Origin of the sequence: Pseudomonas abietaniphila, from assembly GCF_900100795.1 — a bacterium.
Classification (GTDB): domain Bacteria; phylum Pseudomonadota; class Gammaproteobacteria; order Pseudomonadales; family Pseudomonadaceae; genus Aquipseudomonas; species Aquipseudomonas abietaniphila.
In genome coordinates this window covers 42,116-59,427 of record NZ_FNCO01000025.1, presented here as the reverse complement: position 1 = coordinate 59,427, position 17,312 = coordinate 42,116, and the positions used below count along the sequence as shown (strand labels likewise).

The following is a 17,312-nucleotide window of genomic DNA, read 5'->3' as shown; positions in this document are numbered from 1 at the left end:
AAGGCCTTGATCGCCAGCCTGACCGCGCAAGGCTTCCCGGTGCTGGACCTGACCGACAACGAACTGGCCAAGCTGCACCTGCGGCACATGGTGGGTGGGCATTCGGAACGGGTCAGCGATGAAGTGGTGTTCCGCTTCGAATTCCCCGAGCGGCCGGGCGCGCTGTTCAACTTCCTCAACAAGCTGGGCGGCAAATGGAACATCTCGATGTTCCACTACCGCAACCATGGCGCAGCGGACGGGCGCGTCGTCGCGGGACTGGTGGTGCCGGAGGATGAACGGCATCTGGTGCCCAAGGCGCTGGCGGAGATTGGTTATCCGTACTGGGATGAGACGAACAACCCGGCGTACAGGCTGTTTCTGGGCTGAAACGGATCCGCTTCTTCTGTAGGAGCGCGCTTGCCCGCGAATGCGGTGGCTCAGTGAACACATCCATGACTGACACACCGCGTTCGCTGCCGTCGTAACCTCCGACGTCTCCCACATGAACCGGGCACACCCAGAACCCGCGGTTGCCGCAAGGCTTGTGACTGCCGCAGAACCTGTGGTTACCTCAAATGTGTGACTGACACAAGACCTGTAACTGCCTCAAATGTGTGACTGACACAAGACCTGTAACTGCCTCAAATGTGTGACTGGCGCAAACCTGTGGGAGCTGCTGGAGGTTACGACAGTGGCGAATCCGGTGGGTCAGTCACATCATCGGCGACTGACACACCGCATTCGCTGCCGTCGTAACCTCCGACGTCTCCCACAGGGGGCGTGTAGAGAACCAAACGTGTGCTTGACCTCACTGCGCCGGCGTCACTGCCTCGGGCGCTGGCTCGATGGCGGGCGCCGGTTCCTGTGCCGGTGTGGGTGCTGTTGTCGGCGCAGGTGTTTCCACAGGGGCGGCGGTTTCAGTCTTCAGCGGTTCAGGCTCAGCGGGGGCTGGCATGGGTTCACTGCTCTGCTCGGCCGCCGCCGCTGGCGCGGTCGACGGTGTGGTCAGCGGAGCAGGCACAACCGCCGGGGCAGGCGCAGGTGCGACGGCGGGCTTCTGCTCGGTCAACGCCGCCGCTTTTGCGGCAGGCGCAGGTTCCGGCATCCCCATATCGGCCTTGGGTTTGTCTTCGATGTGCGCAGCTTTCTTCACTTCAGGAGGTAGGAAGTTTTCCACCAACGCGAAGAAACGATCGTAGAACTTGGACGAAGACACCGTTTCACTGGCGACCTTGACCATCGAATCGTCCGTCGAGCCAATCGGCATCGACACCGAACCCAGCACTCCGACCCCCAGACTCGCCGAATTATTCACCTTCTTCAGCGCATAACGATCCTGAAGGGCGTTGGCGAACATGGTGGCTTTGCCATCAGCGCTGCCATCTGCCGCGCAGACCACACTGAAGCTGATCTCCATGTGCGTCTCGCCTGTCTGCTGGAAGCTCTTGTGGCCGCTGATCATTTTCGGATCGCTGCTGGTGATGATGTAGCCCTGGCTCAGTAGCGCCCTGCGCCCTGCCTCGCAAGTGGCAGCATCAGAAACGGGGTAATTGCGCGAGAAAGTCCCGGCGTCATCGAAGTTTTCATGCTCATAGACCGTGGGCTTCTTTGACGAGCAGCCTGCGGCGGCCAGCAGGGCCAGCACCCAGCATGCGGTACGAAAGCTCAGTAATTTAGACATCAAACATCCCGGGGAAAAAGGTCGACAGAACAGTGGACCGGAGAAATCGCCGGTAAGTCTGCAACAAGCCTTGCATCGGATCAACGCAGAGTTTGCAACCAGGTGGATACATCCATGCGGGCAGAAGCGCTCCGCAGAGCCTGCGCCGGGCTGCGTGGGGGGGTTTCACGGCCGTCTGGGTCACCCCACAGCACGGCCGAGAAAACGCCCAGCGGGCAGAAGAGTCGACTGACGGTCGTCCTCATGCCCATCAGGGGTAACAGACTTCAGACCTCACCGTGCTCCATGCGCACACCGAGGAATTCAAGGGCGCGCCAGTAACCCGGATAGGTCTTGCCCACGCAGTCAGGGTCCTGAATACGAACGCCAGAGACCTTCAAACCTGCCAAGGCAAAGCACATAGCGATGCGGTGGTCTGAGTGCGTGTTGATCAACGCATTGCTGCTGGTCCCGGCCAACCCCGGATCCGACGCAACCAGCAAGTCATCGCCCTCTACAGTCGCAAGACCAGGACGCACCTGATTCAGACCGTCATGCAGCGCCTGAACCCGGTCGCATTCCTTCACGCGCAAGTTGGCCAGATCAACGAAACGCACCGGCGTTTTATTGAACGCTGCCAGCACTGCCAACGTAGGGATCGCGTCTTGCATCTGCGAGCCGTTGATGACCGCCGGCATGTTCGGAAACTGTGCGATCACGTCCATCGCCTTGGCATCGGGCTGGGTGAACGCCTCGGCAGCCACGCCCAGATCGATCTTGCCCGCCGTCAGCGCTTCGGCCGCCCACAGGTAAGTCGCCGCTGAAGCATCGGGCTCGATCTGATAATCGCACGCGGTGTAACCGGTGGGTGAAACGCGCCACAGCGCCTCGTCGACGACCTCCACCTCAGCCCCGAACGCTCGCATGCAGGCAATGGTCAGGTCGATGTACCCGCGGGCGCCGATTTCTTTGCCGGTCAGCGCGACTTCAATGGGTGCATCGCCACAGGCGGCAACCATCAGCAATGCCGAGACATACTGGCTCGACAAACCGCCATCAATCTCAAAACGCGTGGCCTTGACCGATCCGCTGCCGTGGATGATCACCGGCGGACAACCCGTGGCGCTCTCGGCGTTCACACCGCCCTTGCGCAAGGACTCCAGCAACGGACCGATAGGACGCTTCTGCATGTAATGGTCGCCATCCAGCGTCACGCTACCGTTGACGGTGCACACCGCTGCGGTGAGGAAGCGCACCGCCGTGCCGGCGTTTCCCAGGAACAACGGCGCTTCAGGCACCTGCAGGCTGCCACTGCTGGTCACCACGAAACTGGTGTCGTCAGGCTCTTCGATGGTGACACCCATCTGCCGCAGGGCATTGGACATGTGCCGGGTGTCGTCGCTTTTCAGTGCGCCGCGCAGGTGGCTGGTGCCTTTGGCCAGCGCAGCCAGTAACAAGGCACGGTTAGTGATCGACTTGGAGCCAGGTGGCGCAACATGCCCCGTCAACGGAACACCCGGCGGGATCACAGTGATGGTTTGGTTCATGCCCATGGGTCCAGCTCTCCAAATTCGAAGTCAGCGCGGCGTTAACAAGCCGGCAATGATGTCATTTATCCTCGTGATCTGCAGCATCGCATGATCAACCGCAGACTGTAGGGCCAAATCGCAGGCACAAAAAAAGCGACCTAAGGTCGCTTTCTTTGTCGCTTCAAGGAGTTCAAGGGCCTTGAAGCTATGTATGGCGCAGCGGACGGGACTCGAACCCGCGACCCCCGGCGTGACAGGCCGGTATTCTAACCGACTGAACTACCGCTGCGTGTCGCACAGACTTGCGTCTGTTTAACTCTGTTGAAACCGGCTTCTATCAAGCCTGCTTCGTATAACACTGATTGATTGCCGTGGCGTTCAATCTCAAACCGGATGCTAGATCCGATCTGGAAAATATGGCGCAGCGGACGGGACTCGAACCCGCGACCCCCGGCGTGACAGGCCGGTATTCTAACCGACTGAACTACCGCTGCGCAGTGGTGGACTTGCGTCCTGCTGAATCTCAGTAACCTTCAGCGTGTCTTTCAAACCTCATAGCGTTAGCTACTCAGTGCTCAACGATGGTGGGTGATGACGGGATCGAACCGCCGACATTCTGCTTGTAAGGCAGACGCTCTCCCGGCTGAGCTAATCACCCTTTGCTTCGCTGAGGCCGCGAAATTTACGCAGGTACCGAACCTAAGTCAATAGCCTGCTTGAAGTTTTTTTCAAAGGCGCCGTTTTTAGCTAAAAGCTTCAGGGGTAAGCCGGGAACGAAAAAGCGAGCCCGAGGCTCGCTTTTGATTCCACTTGCAACTTCACGCTTGAAGCGTGCGGGTGCGCTTAATCCACATAAATCATTTTCTTGCTCATGCCGCCGTCGACCACAAACTCTTGCCCGGTGACGAACCCCGAGTTCTTCGACAGCAACCAGGCGACCGTCGCCGCAACGTCCTCGACCGTCCCCACCCTGCCCGCCGGATGTTGAGCGTGATCGGCGTCGGACAACGGTTCGGCACGGCGCTGGGAAGGATCACGGGCATCGATCCAACCCGGGCTGACCGCATTGACCCGCACCTGAGGCCCCAGACTCATGGCCAACGCGTGCGTCAGTGCCAGCAGGCCACCTTTGCTCGCCGCGTAGGCTTCGGTGTCGGGTTCAGACTGCCGAGCGCGCGTCGAACTCAGGTTGACGATGCTGCCACCGTGCGCCCGCAGATACGGCGCACAATGTTTCGCTAATAGCATGGGACCACTGAGATTGACCGCCAGCACGCGATTCCAGTGGGCCAGATCAAGGCTTTCCAGCACCCTGTTGCGGGGATCGGCCACCGCCGCGTTGCACACCAGCGCGTCCAGACGGCCAAACATGCCGAGCACCTCGGCAACACCCTTGGCCACCTGCTCCTCGCTGGAAACGTCCATAGCGACGAACGAGGCATTATCGCCAAGCACACCGGCCACGGTCTCGCCACGCAGACGGTCCACGTCGGCCAGCACGACTTGCCAGCCTTCGGTGATCAGCCAGGCCGCGATGCCCAGTCCGATCCCGCGCGCAGCGCCCGTCACCAACGCGACGCGGCCGTTGTGAACCCCGGCCGCTTCGACCACTAACTCACTCACAGCGCAGCCAGACCACGCGCCAGGTCGGCCTTGAGGTCGGCAACGTCTTCCAGGCCGACGGCAACCCGGATCAGGCTGTCGCGAATGCCGGCAGCTTCACGCTCCTGCGGCGACAAACGGCCGTGGGAGGTGGTGCTTGGGTGCGTGATGGTGGTTTTGGTGTCGCCCAGGTTTGCCGTGATCGAAATCAGACGCGTCGCATCGATGAAGCGCCAGGCCCCGTCCTTGCCACCCTTGACTTCAAAACTGACGACGGCACCGAATGCCTTCTGCTGACGCTTGGCGAGGTCGTGCTGCGGGTGGCTTTCGAGACCGGCGTAATGCACTTTCTCGATGCCGTCCTGCTGCTCCAGCCACTGCGCCAGCTCGAGCGCGCTCTGGCAGTGCGCACGCATACGGATGTTCAGGGTTTCGAGGCCCTTGAGGAACAACCAGGCGTTAAACGGGCTCAGGCTCGGCCCGGCGGTGCGCAGGAAGCCGACGACTTCTTTCATCTGCTCGCGGCGACCCACGACCACGCCACCCATGGCGCGACCCTGACCGTCAATGAACTTGGTCGCGGAGTGCACCACCACATCGGCACCCATGCGCAACGGTTGCTGCAGCGCCGGGGTACAGAAGCAGTTGTCGACGACCAGCATCGCGCCCTTGGCGTGAGCGATCTCGGCCAGCGCTGCGATGTCGACCAATTCGGCCAGCGGGTTGGACGGCGACTCGACGAACAGCAACTTGGTGTTCGGCTTGATTGCCGCGTCCCAACCGGACAATTCGGCCAGCGGCACGTAGTCGACCTGCACGCCGAAGCGCTTGAAGTACTTCTCGAACAGGCTGATAGTCGAACCGAAGACGCTCTTGGACACCAGCACGTGATCGCCGGCACTGCACAGGCTCATCACCGTGGCCAGAATCGCCGACATGCCTGTCGACGTCGCGACCGCTTGCTCACCGCCTTCCAGCGCGGCGATGCGCTCTTCGAAAGAGTGCACCGTCGGGTTGGTGTAGCGCGAATAGACGTTGCCCGGCATGTCACCGGCAAACGTGGCGGCCGCATCGGCTGCCGTGCGGAACACGTAGCTCGAGGTGAAGAACAATGGATCGCTGTGTTCGCTCTCCGGCGTACGGTGCTGACCAGCGCGAACAGCGAGGGTGTCGAACCCTACGCCTTCCAGATCGCTGTCCAGTCGACCGGCATCCCATTGCTGAGTCATGCCGCCTACTCCTTGTCTGAATTAGTTGTTGTACAGATCGATGATCGCGCTGACAGCCTGAGTCTTGACCTTGGAGGCGTCGTTACGCGCCTGCTCGATCTTGTTCAGGTAGTGCTCGTCGATGTCACCGGTCACGTACTTGCCGTCGAAGACCGAGCAATCGAAGTTATCGATCTTGATCTTCTTGCTGCCGCTCACCGCTTCGATCAGGTCACTGAGGTCCTGATAGATCAACCAGTCGGCACCGATGAGGTCGGCCACGTCCTGAGTCGAACGGTTGTGAGCGATCAGCTCGTGAGCACTCGGCATGTCGATGCCGTAGACGTTAGGGAAGCGCACAGCGGGAGCTGCGGAACAGAAGTACACGTTCTTGGCGCCGGCTTCGCGGGCCATCTGAATGATCTGCTTGCACGTGGTGCCGCGCACGATGGAGTCGTCCACCAGCATCACGTTCTTGCCACGGAACTCAAGTTCGATGGCGTTGAGCTTCTGGCGCACGGACTTCTTGCGAGCTGCCTGACCCGGCATGATGAAGGTCCGGCCGATGTAACGGTTCTTGACGAAGCCCTCACGGAACTTGACGCCCAGGTGGTTGGCCAGCTCAAGGGCGGCCGTGCGGCTGGTGTCCGGAATCGGGATGACCACGTCGATGTCGTGATCGGGACGCTCGCGCAGGATCTTGTCAGCCAGCTTTTCGCCCATGCGCAGACGCGCTTTGTAGACCGAAATACCGTCGATGATCGAGTCCGGGCGCGCCAGGTACACGTGTTCGAAGATGCACGGAGCGTATTTCGGGCTCTTTGCGCACTGACGGGTGTGCAGCTTGCCGTCTTCGGTGATGTAAACCGCTTCGCCCGGCGCCAGGTCACGGATCAGCGTGAAGCCCAGCACGTCGAGCGCAACGCTTTCTGAAGCGATCATGTACTCGACGCCTTCGTCGGTATGACGCTGGCCGAACACGATCGGGCGGATGGCGTCCGGGTCACGGAAACCGACGATGCCATAACCGGTGATCATCGCCACAACGGCGTAGCCACCACGGCAACGGTTGTGCACGTCGGTCACGGCCGCGAAGATGTCTTCTTCGGTCGGCTGCAGCTTGCCGCGCACGGCCAGCTCGTGAGCGAAGACGTTGAGCAACACTTCCGAATCGGAGTTGGTGTTTACATGGCGCAGGTCAGATTCAAAGATCTCCTTGGCCAGTTGCTCGACGTTGGTCAGGTTGCCGTTGTGCGCCAGCGTGATGCCGTACGGCGAGTTGACGTAGAACGGCTGGGCTTCGGCCGAAGTCGAGCTGCCCGCGGTTGGATAACGTACGTGACCAATGCCCATGTGGCCGACCAGACGCTGCATATGGCGTTGGTGGAACACATCACGAACCAGACCGTTGTCCTTGCGCAGGAACAACCGGCCGTCATGGCTGGTCACGATACCGGCAGCGTCCTGGCCGCGGTGCTGGAGGACGGTGAGCGCGTCATACAGCGCCTGATTGACGTTCGACTTGCCGACGATACCGACGATGCCACACATGCGACACAACCCCTACTTAGTGGAACTGGATTTACCGAGCACTTCCTGCGGCGTTGTAGGCGGCAGGAGGTGATCCTTGAACGGGATATCAACAGGTACGCTGACTCCGCTGGCTAGCCACTTGCTGGACATCCCGAGAATCAGGTTTTTCGACCAGTCAGCGACCGTGACAAATTGTGGGAGCAGCCTGGACTGCTGCCACCATTGATCCTGTTGTACCGGGCCCAGGCTCAACAGCCCGGCCGCGATGACGACCAGCAGGCCTCCGCGCGCCGCGCCGAAGACCATACCCAGAAAACGATCGGTCCCGGAAAGGCCGGTGACGCGAATCAGTTCCCCGATCAGAAAGTTGACCATGGCGCCGACCAGCAAGGTGGCGACGAAAAGAATAGTGCAGCCGGCAATCACACGGGCTGAAGGTGTTTCGATGTAGTTGACCAGATACTGCGAAAGCGACCCGCCAAACATCCAGGCAACCGCACCGGCAATGATCCAGGTCAGCAAAGACAGCGCTTCCTTGACGAAGCCACGCTTGAGGCTGATCAATGCGGAGATGGCGACAATCGCAAGGATCGCCCAGTCAACCGGAGTAAATGCCACGTTGAAGCCTGCAGACGGATAAGGCGGCGCATTTTAGCAGAGCGCTCGCCCGGCGGTAAGCAGGGATTACGGATGGTCGCCAATTAACGCGAACTATTGGACTTTGGCAGGCGCCACAGCCTCGAATCGCGCCCGCTCGCCGAGCAAGCCCACGATTCCCTATGCAGGAACGCGCTTGCTCGCGAACAGAGACGTGCTGCCGGCTCGGGATTACTTTCGTTCAGGCACGAAGCGAACGACGATACCCTTGAGCTTCTGCTGCTTGTCGAGTTGGTCACGCAAGCGATCCGCCTCGGCGCGCTCGATCAGCGGACCGACAAACACCCGGTTCACGCCGTCAGACGTGCGGATATAGGCGTTGTAGCCCTGAGTGCGCAGGGTTTTCTGCAGATTATCGGCATTGGCCCGGTTGGACAGGCTGGCGACCTGAACCGCCCAGGTGATCGACAGGCCGTTGGCATCGACCCGATTCGGCTCAGCGGCAGGCGCTGCCGGGGCAGGTGCTGGCGCAGCAGGGGCCGGTGCCGTTTTAGCCGGAGCCGGCGCCGGTGTGGCCTTCGCAGCAGGCGCAGACGCAACAGGCTTGGACGGCGCCGGCGCGATCGGCATGGACGGAGGTTGCTGGTTGACCGTCGGCTGGCTGGGATGCGCCAGCTCTTCATCGGTCGGTACGGGCTCTTGTGGCAGCGGTTGCTGCTCGGGAACCGACACCGGCTCGACTTTAAGCTGAGAAACGGCGGGCGCTTGCGGGGCCGCGGGCGCATCCACCTGCACATGGCGCGCTTCATCCTGACGCGAAAACAGCATCGGCAGGAAAATCACCGCGATGGCAATCAGTACCAGCGCACCCACCATGCGTTGTTTGTACGCCTTATCCAGCAAAGCCATGTGTCACTTCCTCCGTGACGCGCCAGCAAGCCATTCCAGGGCCTCGGCTACGCAATAAAAAGACCCGAACAGGACAATTTCGTCGTCCGCTGTCGCGTGTGCACACTGCGCCTCAAGCGCCTGCGCGACACTGGGGTAGGACGTCACGGTCGCGCCAAGGTTCTGTAATGCCTGAGCAATTTCCTGCTCCGAGCGACTGCGCGCAGTCGGCAGCGGCGCCACCGCCCAACGGATGAAGCAATGCGTCAGCGCGCTCAGCACGCCGTCCAGATCCTTGTCGCCGAGCAGGCCGAACACCGCAAGACGCTCGCCCGCGACAGGCCGCTGATCCAGGCGCTGAGCCAGGAAGACCGCCGCATGCGGGTTGTGCCCAACATCCAGTAACAGGTGCAACTGCTTACCCTGCCACTCAAACGTACGCCGATCCAGTCGGCCGGTGACACGCGTATCCAGCAAGGCAGCACGAATGGATGCCTCATTCCACGGCAGCCCCATCAACAGATAGGCCTGCAACGCCAGCGCGGCATTCTGCATCGGCAAGTCGAGCAGCGGCAGGTCGCGCAACTCGACGCGTTGCCCCTTGGCATCGGTGCCAAACCAGTTCCAGGACGCCGACTCGACGGACAGATCGAAATCAGTGCCGCGCAAGGACAGCGGGCAATTCAAGGCCTGCGCGCGATCCAGCAACGGCTGAGGCGGATCAAGATCGCCACACAGCGCGGGACGCCCTTCACGGAAAATACCGGCTTTTTCGAACGCCACCGACTCTCGGGTGTTGCCCAGCCACTCGGCATGATCGACACCGATACTGGTCACCAGCGCCATGTCGGCGTCTATCAGGTTGACCGCATCCAGCCGCCCGCCCAGACCGACTTCCAGCACCACAGCGTCCAGCGCCGCCTGCTCGAACAGCCAGAACGCCGCCAGCGTGCCCATTTCAAAGTAAGTCAGGGAAATGTCGCCACGCGCCTTCTCGATCACCTCGAAGGCCTCGCACAACTGCTCATCGGTGGCTTCAACGCCCTGCACCTGCACCCGCTCGTTGTAACGGACCAGGTGTGGCGAGCTGTAGACGCCGACCTTCAAGCCCTGCGCTTGCAACAACGAGGCGACAAAGGCACAGGTCGAGCCTTTGCCGTTGGTGCCGGTGACCGTAATGACGCGAGGCGCGGGGCGGCTCAGACCGATGTTCAGCGCTACCTGTTGCGAACGGTCCAGCCCCATGTCAATGGCAGACGGATGCAGCTGCTCCAGGTAGCTGAGCCAGTCGCTCAGAGAGCGTGCGGTCATATGTTCGCCGGAGCCGGCGGAACAACGATCGGCTCGAGTTTCGGGGCGACGAATTTAGGGGTCGGAAGGCCCATCATCTGAGCGAGCAGATTGCCCAGGCGCTGACGCAGCTCCTGGCGGTGAACGATCATGTCGATCGCGCCGTGATCCAGCAGGAACTCACTGCGCTGGAAGCCTTCCGGCAGTTTTTCACGCACGGTTTGCTCGATCACGCGAGGACCCGCAAAACCGATCAGGGCCTTAGGCTCGGCGACAATTACGTCACCCAGCATCGCCAGACTTGCCGACACACCACCGTAGACCGGGTCGGTCAGTACGGAAATGAACGGAATGCCTTCTTCACGCAGGCGCGCCAAGACCGCCGAGGTCTTGGCCATCTGCATCAGGGAAATCAGTGCTTCCTGCATGCGCGCGCCACCGGACGCGGCGAAGCAGATCATCGGGCAACGATTTTCCAGCGCGTAGTTGGCGGCCTGAACGAAACGCTCGCCCACGATCGCACCCATCGAACCGCCCATGAACGAGAATTCAAAGGCACTGCACACCACCGGCATGTTCAACAGCGTGCCGCTCATGGAAATCAGTGCGTCTTTTTCGCCGGTCTGCTTCTGGGCGGCGGTCAGACGGTCCTTGTACTTCTTGCTGTCACGGAATTTCAGACGATCGACCGGTTCAAGATCCGCACCGATCTCCTGACGACCTTCGGTGTCGAGGAAAATGTTCAGACGCGCGCGGGCGTCGATACGCATGTGGTGGTTGCACTTCGGGCAAACGTCCAGGGTCTTTTCCAGCTCTGGGCGATACAGCACCGCCTCACAGGACGGGCATTTGTGCCAAAGGCCTTCAGGTACCGAGCTTTTCTTGACCTCGGAACGCATGATCGAAGGGATCAGTTTGTCTACCAACCAGTTGCTCATGCTTTCTTTCTCCAGTACCGGTGGCCGAAACGCGATGGCGATCAATGCCACGCGCATGCCTAATCAAATTTCGTCTGCAGCCTGGCAAACCGTCGCACAACGATCGGCGCCTTGGCCTGACCTGCTGTAACGACACATATGCCGATGACTGCGCTCAACTTCTTACCGCGAAACGCCTGAGCGTCTTCGCCTGTTCAATATTGGTTGCCCACAAACCGTGGTCGCAGGCTAGTGGACGGCGACCGCTGGTCTGTCGTCACATCAACGGGCCACGCCATCGGAAAAAACGTCATGTGCCGTGGACCGCGCTCATGAAGGCGCGGATCTTGTCGTGATCCTTGATGCCTCTGGTCTTTTCCACGCCACCGCTGACGTCCACCGCGTACGGACGGACCTGCGCGATGGCTTGAGAGACATTAGCCGACGTCAGGCCACCGGCCAAAATGATCGGCTTGCTCAGATGTTTTGGAATCAATGCCCAATCGAACGTTTCGCCCGTACCGCCGGGTACGCCTGCGACGTAGGTATCCAGCAGGATACCGCTCGCCTTCTCATACAGGACGCAGCTGGCGGCGATGTCATCACCGGCCTGCACACGCAGCGCCTTGATGTAAGGGCGCTGGTAGCCTTCGCACTGCTCCGGGGTTTCGTCTCCGTGAAACTGGATAAGGTCCAGTGGCACTTCATTGAGCAAGGCGTTCAGGGCTTCCCGCTCAGCATTGACGAACAGCCCGACGGTGCTCACGAACGGCGGTAATTGGGCAATGATCGCGTGCGCCTGCTCAACGGTGACGGCGCGCGGGCTCTTGGGGTAGAACACGAAGCCGATGGCGTCGGCTCCCGCTTCGACAGCGGCCAACGCATCTTCTATGCGGGTAATCCCGCAGATCTTGCTGCGAACGGCAGACATGTAGTGAAGACCTCAAGCCTTGCGAAAGTCCCGGATGGTAGCAAATGCTGTACCGGGCGTCAGCCTTCCAGTTCGGTGAACCCGGTGAGAAAGTGCGGACCGACATAACGCTCGGGCAACGGAAACTCGTCCCGGTATTCGACCTGGACCAGATACAGACCAAATGGATGCGCGGTCACACCGCCGGTACGCCGCACGCGGCTCTCGAGCACTTCACTGGCCCACTCGATCGGCCGCTCCCCTGCCCCGATGGTCATCAGCACACCGGCGATGTTGCGCACCATGTGGTGAAGGAAGGCGTTGGCACGAATATCGATGACAATCATCTTGCCGTGGCGGGTGACGCGCAGGTGATGAATCTGCTTGATCGGTGACTTGGCCTGGCATTGCCCGGCACGAAACGCACTGAAGTCGTGAGTCCCCACCAGATACTCGGCCGCCAGCGCCATACGTTCGACGTCCAGCGGACGGTGATTCCAGGTGATTTCCTGGCCCAGGTGCGCCGGGCGGATCTGGTCGTTGTAAATGACGTATCGATAGCGGCGGGCAATCGCCTTGAAGCGGGCATGAAAATGCGCAGGCATTTCTTTCGCCCAGGTCACGCTGATGTCGTGAGGCAGGTTGATGTTGGCGCCCATGGTCCACGCTTTCATCGTGCGCACGGCCCTGGTATCGAAATGCACGACTTGCCCGCAGGCATGCACACCCGCATCGGTACGACCGGCGCACATCAGCGAAACGGGCGAATCGGCCACTCTGGACAGGGCGTTTTCCAACGTTTCCTGAACCGTCAGCACGCCGGTGGACTGCCGCTGCCAGCCGCTGTAACGCGAACCTTTGTATTCCACGCCCAGTGCGATTCTGGAAAAACCCTCGGCCGCCATTTCGGCTGCCGCTGTTTCTGCCTCTGTGTCTGTAGTTGCCAAGAGCTTGAAGCCTGTCGAGATGCGCAAGGGCGGCCATTATACGGATGCCGGGAAAAGACGCCATTGGCAGTGGTCACCGCCTCTAGCCCCCCTCCCCAACACCGCCCGACACCCCTCCACCTCAGACACAGCACGAAGCCACAGGATTACAGCTGCCTTGCGGGAGTGAGCAGGCTAACTCCCACAGATTTCCGCATTCCAAATAAAAACGACCGCCGAGGCGGTCGTTTTTCACACAAAGCACATCCGGATCAGGCGAGTCGCGACAACATATCCCGGGCTTCGGTTTTCTGCCCGTCATCCCCTTCCGCCACGACCTCATCGAGAATGTCGCGAGCGCCGTCGGCGTCGCCCATTTCGATGTAGGCACGGGCCAGGTCCAGCTTGGTTGCCGCTTCATCGGTGCCCGAAAGGAAATCGAACTCAGGCTCGTCATCGGCCAGCAACGCGTCGTCTTCCGTGAAGGCCGGCGGGCTGTCGAACGGCTTGGCGATGGCAGGCTGCTCCAGACTCTGCGAGAGGCGATCAAGCTCGGCGTTCACGTCATCGATCTCGGAGGCAAAGGCTTGCGAAGCCTGCTCGGTCTCCATCTCGTCGGCCAGCGACAGATCGAAATCGGCCGGCAACTCAAGGTCATCTTCCGAGGCAGGTTTGCTGGCACCCAGGTCCGCCGTCTCGTCGAAGGCTGGCAGATCGCGCAACTCATCGTCCATGCCCAACAGATAATCGTCCTCAGCCTTTAGCCCCGGTTGATCTTCGGCCAGGTTCAGGTCGAAGTCCGCCAGGTCGGTCGGCTCGGTATTCTTGGCTTCGGTCTGTTCGCGCAGGATCGAATCGAAATCCAGGTCGTCGGGGGTCGAACCGCCAAACGGCGCGTCCAGATCAAGATCGTCGAGGCCGTCATCCGCCACGTGCGCGGAGTGGTCCTTAACCTCTGCAGGCGACGTGGCCTCGAGGTCGTCCAGGCTCAAATCGAACGCGGTGTCGAAGTCATCGGGCGCTTGCACGACAGGCTCCGGCGCAGGCTCAGGCTCAGGCTCAGGTTCTACTGCCGGCGCGGGCTCATCTTTATCGCTCAGCAGATCCTCAACGTACTTTGCATCCATTTCCGACGCCAAAGCCGCCGCTGACGCAACACCCGCCGCTGCTGCAGCCGCAGCTGCCATGGCGGGATAACGGGTTTTGAGCTGCTCGACTTCAGCGTGGTTCTTTCCCGTGGCAACCAGCTGCCGCTCCTGAGCGACGAAACCTGCCTGGTTGTCCTGCTGGGCGTAGATTTCCATGAGCTTGAGGCGCAGATCGCTGCGCAGAGGCTCTTCCTTGATGGCTTCTTCCAGCAACGCGGCAGCCTGATTGGTGCGGCCATAAGCGATGTGGATTTCGGCCTGCACGAGGACATCAGCGGGACGTTCGCGGGTCGGCTCGACGATCACGGCCGCCAGCGGTGCCATCTTTACATTGGGCGCAGGCACCTCCAGACCCTCGAAACTGCTTTCAGGCATGTCCATGTCTGACGCAAAGTCAGACTCTTCCGACAGAGCGCGAGCCATTTGTCGATGTTTCTCAGCCTCAATCAACGCGTTGCGACGACGGGCCAACAGCAACAGAAGCAACAGCAGCACCAACAACGCACCACCACCGATCAGCCCCATGAGCATCGGACTGGCCAGAATCTTGTCGAGGGTGCTCTGGTTGTCAGCGTTACTCGACGCGTCAGGCGGCACAACGGCCAGCGGCTGATCCGGCGTCGCACCCGTCACCTTGGCGCCCTCGACCGGCAGCGCGTCCTCCGGCGCGATTTCATTCGGTGGTTTGCCGGCCGCGTCCGGCGCGGCTGACGGCGGAACGATTTCGGCTGGCATCGCCGGGTTGGCGGCGTTGTTCGGATTGGTCACGCTGTTCGGGCTGACGGTGCTGTTCGCGTCGGCAGCAGGCGGTGGAACCGCTGCGCCAGCGGCCTGCATCTTGGCCAACTGATCGTTCTTCAACTGGATCAGGCGATTCAGCTTGTCGACCTGACTTTGCAAATCGCTCATGCGGCTCTTCAGCTCGGCATTGTCGCGACGGGTGCTGTCCAGGCTTTCCTGGGTCACCGCGAGCTTGTTGTTCAGCTCGGCGGCATCACCGGCAGCGCCCTTCGCACCTGGCTTGGTGTTGGCCGCGACCAGACTGAGGTTGTCCTTGGCGTCGATCTGGGCAGGCGTCGCGTCGGTGCGATCACGGCGGGTCGCATCGACCTGACGCGCGCCGGTTGGCATGCGACGGCCCTCACGCCAGGCACGATTCTGCTCGGCGACCTCGGCCACGGCGCGCGGCTGCGGCGTCGCGGTGACTTCCTGCAACGAAGGCAGGCGCAACACCTGGCCTTTCTTCAGCCGGTTGATATTGCCTGCGATAAACGCATCCGGATTGAGCGCCTGAATCGCCAGCATGGTTTGCTGCACGGTACCGCCGTTACGCACACGTTCGGCGATCTCCCACAACGTGTCGTTGTTGGCCGTGGTGTATTCGGTGTATTTCGGCGAGGCCGGTGCAGCCGGTGGCTGGGCAGGCGTAGGCGCAGGGGTTTGTGCGGCCGGAGCCTGCGCGGGCGCGGCGCTCGGTGCAGTGGACGGCAATTGCGCGGCGGCAGCGGCCGCCTGTGGCGAAAACTTCGGCGGATCAAGCAACAGGCTGTATTCGCGCAGCACACGGCCATTGGGCCAGAGCACCTGCACGAGGAATTTCACATAGGGATCGCGGATGGGCTTGGTCGACGTGATCCGCAGCACGCTCTTGCCACCGGGATTGACCACCGGGGTAAACGTCAAGTCATCGAGGATCGCCATCCGGCCGACGCCCGCTTGCGCGAACTCGGCAGAAGTGGCCAGACTCGGCACGACCTGCGCCGCATTGAGGTCCTGAACTTGCGTGAGTTCGATTTCGGCCAGCAGCGGCTGATTCAGGGTCGACTTGACGGTCAAACCGCCGAGCCCGAGCGCCTGGGCCATCCCGGACGTCAGCGCCGAAGCCGCAGCGATTGCTAAAACCAGTTTACGAACCTGAACCATAGCCCATCCCTTGTTTAAAATTTCCCCGGCAACCGAGAAGATAAAGCCTGCTAGGGCGTAGGGCGTTTCGACACGCCGCAGCTAGAATGATTCTTTGAATTGTTGGCAAGTATCTTTTACACAACGTCTTTTATCAACAATTCAGCCACCTGCACAGCGTTCAGCGCCGCACCTTTGCGCACATTGTCCGACGTCACCCAGAAATTGAGCTCACAGGCATCGTCGATCCCGCCACGCAAGCGTCCTACGTAGACAGCATCCTGGCCAACCGCATCGCCGACCGGCGTCGGATAATCCCCTGCGTCGACCAGTTCGATCCCCTGTGCGGCATCGAGCGCCGCAGCGACCGCTGCAACATCCACGGACGCCGACGTCTGCACCGACACGCTCAGGCTATCGCCGAAAAACACAGGTACTTGAATGCAGGTCACACCGACCTTGATTAAAGGCAGCGAGAGCAACTCTCGCAACTCGGCGACCAAACGTTTTTCAAGGGGAACATGACCCTGCGCGTCTGGCGTGCCGACTTGCGCCAACACGTTGAACGCCATCTGCCGGTCAAACACCTTGGGTTCCAGCGGTCGAACATTCAGCAATTCAGCGGTTTGCCGCGCGAGTTCGGTGACGCCTTCGCGGCCCAGGCTCGACACCGCCATGCAGGCGGTCACGCTGATCCGCTGGACATCGATGAGCGCATGCAACGGCGCCAGCACGACGGACAACGCTGCCGCTGCAGGGCTCGGGCAGGCGACCTGATAGGGTTTTGTCAGGCGGGCGAGCAACGGAGCGTTGACCTCGGGGACCACGTTAGGCGCCTGCTCGACCGGCAGACCGCCAGACAGATCGATCACGGCACAACCCGCCGCGGTCGCGCGTGCGGCGTAACTGCGGGTCACGGCCGGGCCTGCGGCAAAAAAGGCGATCTTTACCTTGTTGAAGTCAAACGCGTCGACCTCACGCACGCGGACGTTCTTGCCGCGATACGCGACCGAGCTGCCCGCCGATTCCGCACTGGCCAGCAGGTGCAGATCACCCACCGGGAAATCGCGCTCTTCAAGAATCTGGACGATGGTTTCGCCGACAGTACCGGTGGCGCCGATCACGGCGATATCAATGGACTGGCTCATGCAAAAACCTCAGAAAAATCGGGGGGCGGCACTTTAACCGCGAGAGAGGTGCCAGGCAATTGACCTGGCAAA

12 protein-coding genes, 3 tRNA genes and 2 pseudogenes are annotated in these 17,312 nt (G+C 61.1%); 1 reads left to right on the top strand and 16 read right to left on the bottom strand.

What is annotated here, in order from left to right; all coding sequences use genetic code 11:
* Positions 1–369 (top strand): annotated as a pseudogene (locus BLS87_RS31075) (threonine ammonia-lyase, biosynthetic); the annotation flags it as partial.
* A 421-nt stretch (positions 370–790) separates the two neighbouring features.
* Here BLS87_RS31075 and BLS87_RS31070 read toward each other — a convergent pair.
* From BLS87_RS31070 to BLS87_RS30995, 16 genes and pseudogenes are all read right to left on the bottom strand, one after another.
* Positions 791–1,663 carry a DUF2242 domain-containing protein gene (locus BLS87_RS31070; RefSeq protein ID WP_074758931.1) on the bottom strand — a complete coding sequence of 291 codons (873 nt, stop codon included), beginning with the start codon at positions 1,661–1,663 and terminating at the stop codon, positions 791–793.
* A gap of 266 nt (positions 1,664–1,929) precedes the next feature.
* Entirely contained in the window at positions 1,930–3,195 is a 1,266-nt protein-coding gene (locus BLS87_RS31065; protein WP_074758929.1) for a 3-phosphoshikimate 1-carboxyvinyltransferase, read from the bottom strand.
* Positions 3,196–3,383: 188 nt separating this feature from the next.
* A tRNA-Asp gene (locus BLS87_RS31060) sits at positions 3,384–3,460 on the bottom strand.
* A gap of 128 nt (positions 3,461–3,588) precedes the next feature.
* Positions 3,589–3,665: transfer RNA gene (locus BLS87_RS31055), tRNA-Asp, on the bottom strand.
* 88 nt (positions 3,666–3,753) lie between these two features.
* Positions 3,754–3,829: transfer RNA gene (locus BLS87_RS31050), tRNA-Val, on the bottom strand.
* Between the two features lie 185 nt (positions 3,830–4,014).
* A complete protein-coding gene (locus BLS87_RS31045; protein WP_074758927.1) occupies positions 4,015–4,794 on the bottom strand; it encodes an SDR family oxidoreductase in 780 nt (259 codons plus the stop codon).
* Complete coding sequence (locus tag BLS87_RS31040) at positions 4,791–6,002, bottom strand: O-succinylhomoserine sulfhydrylase (protein ID WP_074758924.1); 1,212 nt, start codon at positions 6,000–6,002, stop codon at positions 4,791–4,793. Before BLS87_RS31040 ends, BLS87_RS31045 begins: the two co-directional genes overlap by 4 nt.
* 21 nt (positions 6,003–6,023) lie before the next feature.
* Positions 6,024–7,532, bottom strand: a complete 1,509-nt coding sequence (purF, locus tag BLS87_RS31035; RefSeq protein WP_074758922.1) for an amidophosphoribosyltransferase — start codon at positions 7,530–7,532, stop codon at positions 6,024–6,026.
* Positions 7,533–7,544: 12 nt separating this feature from the next.
* On the bottom strand, positions 7,545–8,132 hold the full coding sequence (locus tag BLS87_RS31030; RefSeq protein ID WP_074758920.1) for a CvpA family protein: 588 nt from the start codon (positions 8,130–8,132) through the stop codon (positions 7,545–7,547).
* A 210-nt stretch (positions 8,133–8,342) separates the two neighbouring features.
* On the bottom strand, positions 8,343–9,020 hold the full coding sequence (locus tag BLS87_RS31025; RefSeq protein WP_074758918.1) for an SPOR domain-containing protein: 678 nt from the start codon (positions 9,018–9,020) through the stop codon (positions 8,343–8,345).
* A pseudogene (folC, locus tag BLS87_RS31020) lies at positions 9,004–10,310 on the bottom strand (bifunctional tetrahydrofolate synthase/dihydrofolate synthase). The gene BLS87_RS31025 and the pseudogene folC overlap by 17 nt, the downstream one beginning before the upstream one ends.
* Positions 10,307–11,227: an acetyl-CoA carboxylase, carboxyltransferase subunit beta gene (gene accD, locus BLS87_RS31015; RefSeq protein WP_074758943.1), complete on the bottom strand. Its 921-nt coding sequence runs from the start codon at positions 11,225–11,227 to the stop codon at positions 10,307–10,309. The pseudogene folC and the gene accD overlap by 4 nt, the downstream one beginning before the upstream one ends.
* Before the next feature lie 289 nt (positions 11,228–11,516).
* Complete coding sequence (locus BLS87_RS31010; protein WP_074758916.1) at positions 11,517–12,137, bottom strand: phosphoribosylanthranilate isomerase; 621 nt, start codon at positions 12,135–12,137, stop codon at positions 11,517–11,519.
* 59 nt (positions 12,138–12,196) lie between these two features.
* Positions 12,197–13,021 carry a tRNA pseudouridine(38-40) synthase TruA gene (truA, locus tag BLS87_RS31005; protein WP_074758914.1) on the bottom strand — a complete coding sequence of 275 codons (825 nt, stop codon included), beginning with the start codon at positions 13,019–13,021 and terminating at the stop codon, positions 12,197–12,199.
* Positions 13,022–13,314: 293 nt separating this feature from the next.
* Positions 13,315–16,113: a motility hub landmark protein FimV gene (locus BLS87_RS31000; protein ID WP_074758912.1), complete on the bottom strand. Its 2,799-nt coding sequence runs from the start codon at positions 16,111–16,113 to the stop codon at positions 13,315–13,317.
* Between the two features lie 116 nt (positions 16,114–16,229).
* Positions 16,230–17,240 carry an aspartate-semialdehyde dehydrogenase gene (locus tag BLS87_RS30995; RefSeq protein ID WP_074758910.1) on the bottom strand — a complete coding sequence of 337 codons (1,011 nt, stop codon included), beginning with the start codon at positions 17,238–17,240 and terminating at the stop codon, positions 16,230–16,232.
* Positions 17,241–17,312 lie beyond the last annotated feature (72 nt).

Bases quoted from the DNA above. Each gene is read 5' to 3' on its own strand.
- BLS87_RS31040 (WP_074758924.1), bottom strand. From the start codon at position 6,002: ATGACTCAGCAATGGGATGCCGGTCGACTGGACAGCGATCTGGAAGGC.
- BLS87_RS31025 (WP_074758918.1), bottom strand. From the start codon at position 9,020: ATGGCTTTGCTGGATAAGGCGTACAAACAACGCATGGTGGGTGCGCTG.
- truA (WP_074758914.1), bottom strand. From the start codon at position 13,021: ATGGCGGCCGAGGGTTTTTCCAGAATCGCACTGGGCGTGGAATACAAA.
- purF (WP_074758922.1), bottom strand. From the start codon at position 7,532: ATGTGTGGCATCGTCGGTATCGTCGGCAAGTCGAACGTCAATCAGGCG.
- accD (WP_074758943.1), bottom strand. From the start codon at position 11,227: ATGAGCAACTGGTTGGTAGACAAACTGATCCCTTCGATCATGCGTTCC.
- BLS87_RS31010 (WP_074758916.1), bottom strand. From the start codon at position 12,137: ATGTCTGCCGTTCGCAGCAAGATCTGCGGGATTACCCGCATAGAAGAT.
- BLS87_RS31070 (WP_074758931.1), bottom strand. From the start codon at position 1,663: ATGTCTAAATTACTGAGCTTTCGTACCGCATGCTGGGTGCTGGCCCTG.
- BLS87_RS30995 (WP_074758910.1), bottom strand. From the start codon at position 17,240: ATGAGCCAGTCCATTGATATCGCCGTGATCGGCGCCACCGGTACTGTC.
- BLS87_RS31065 (WP_074758929.1), bottom strand. From the start codon at position 3,195: ATGGGCATGAACCAAACCATCACTGTGATCCCGCCGGGTGTTCCGTTG.
- BLS87_RS31000 (WP_074758912.1), bottom strand. From the start codon at position 16,113: ATGGTTCAGGTTCGTAAACTGGTTTTAGCAATCGCTGCGGCTTCGGCG.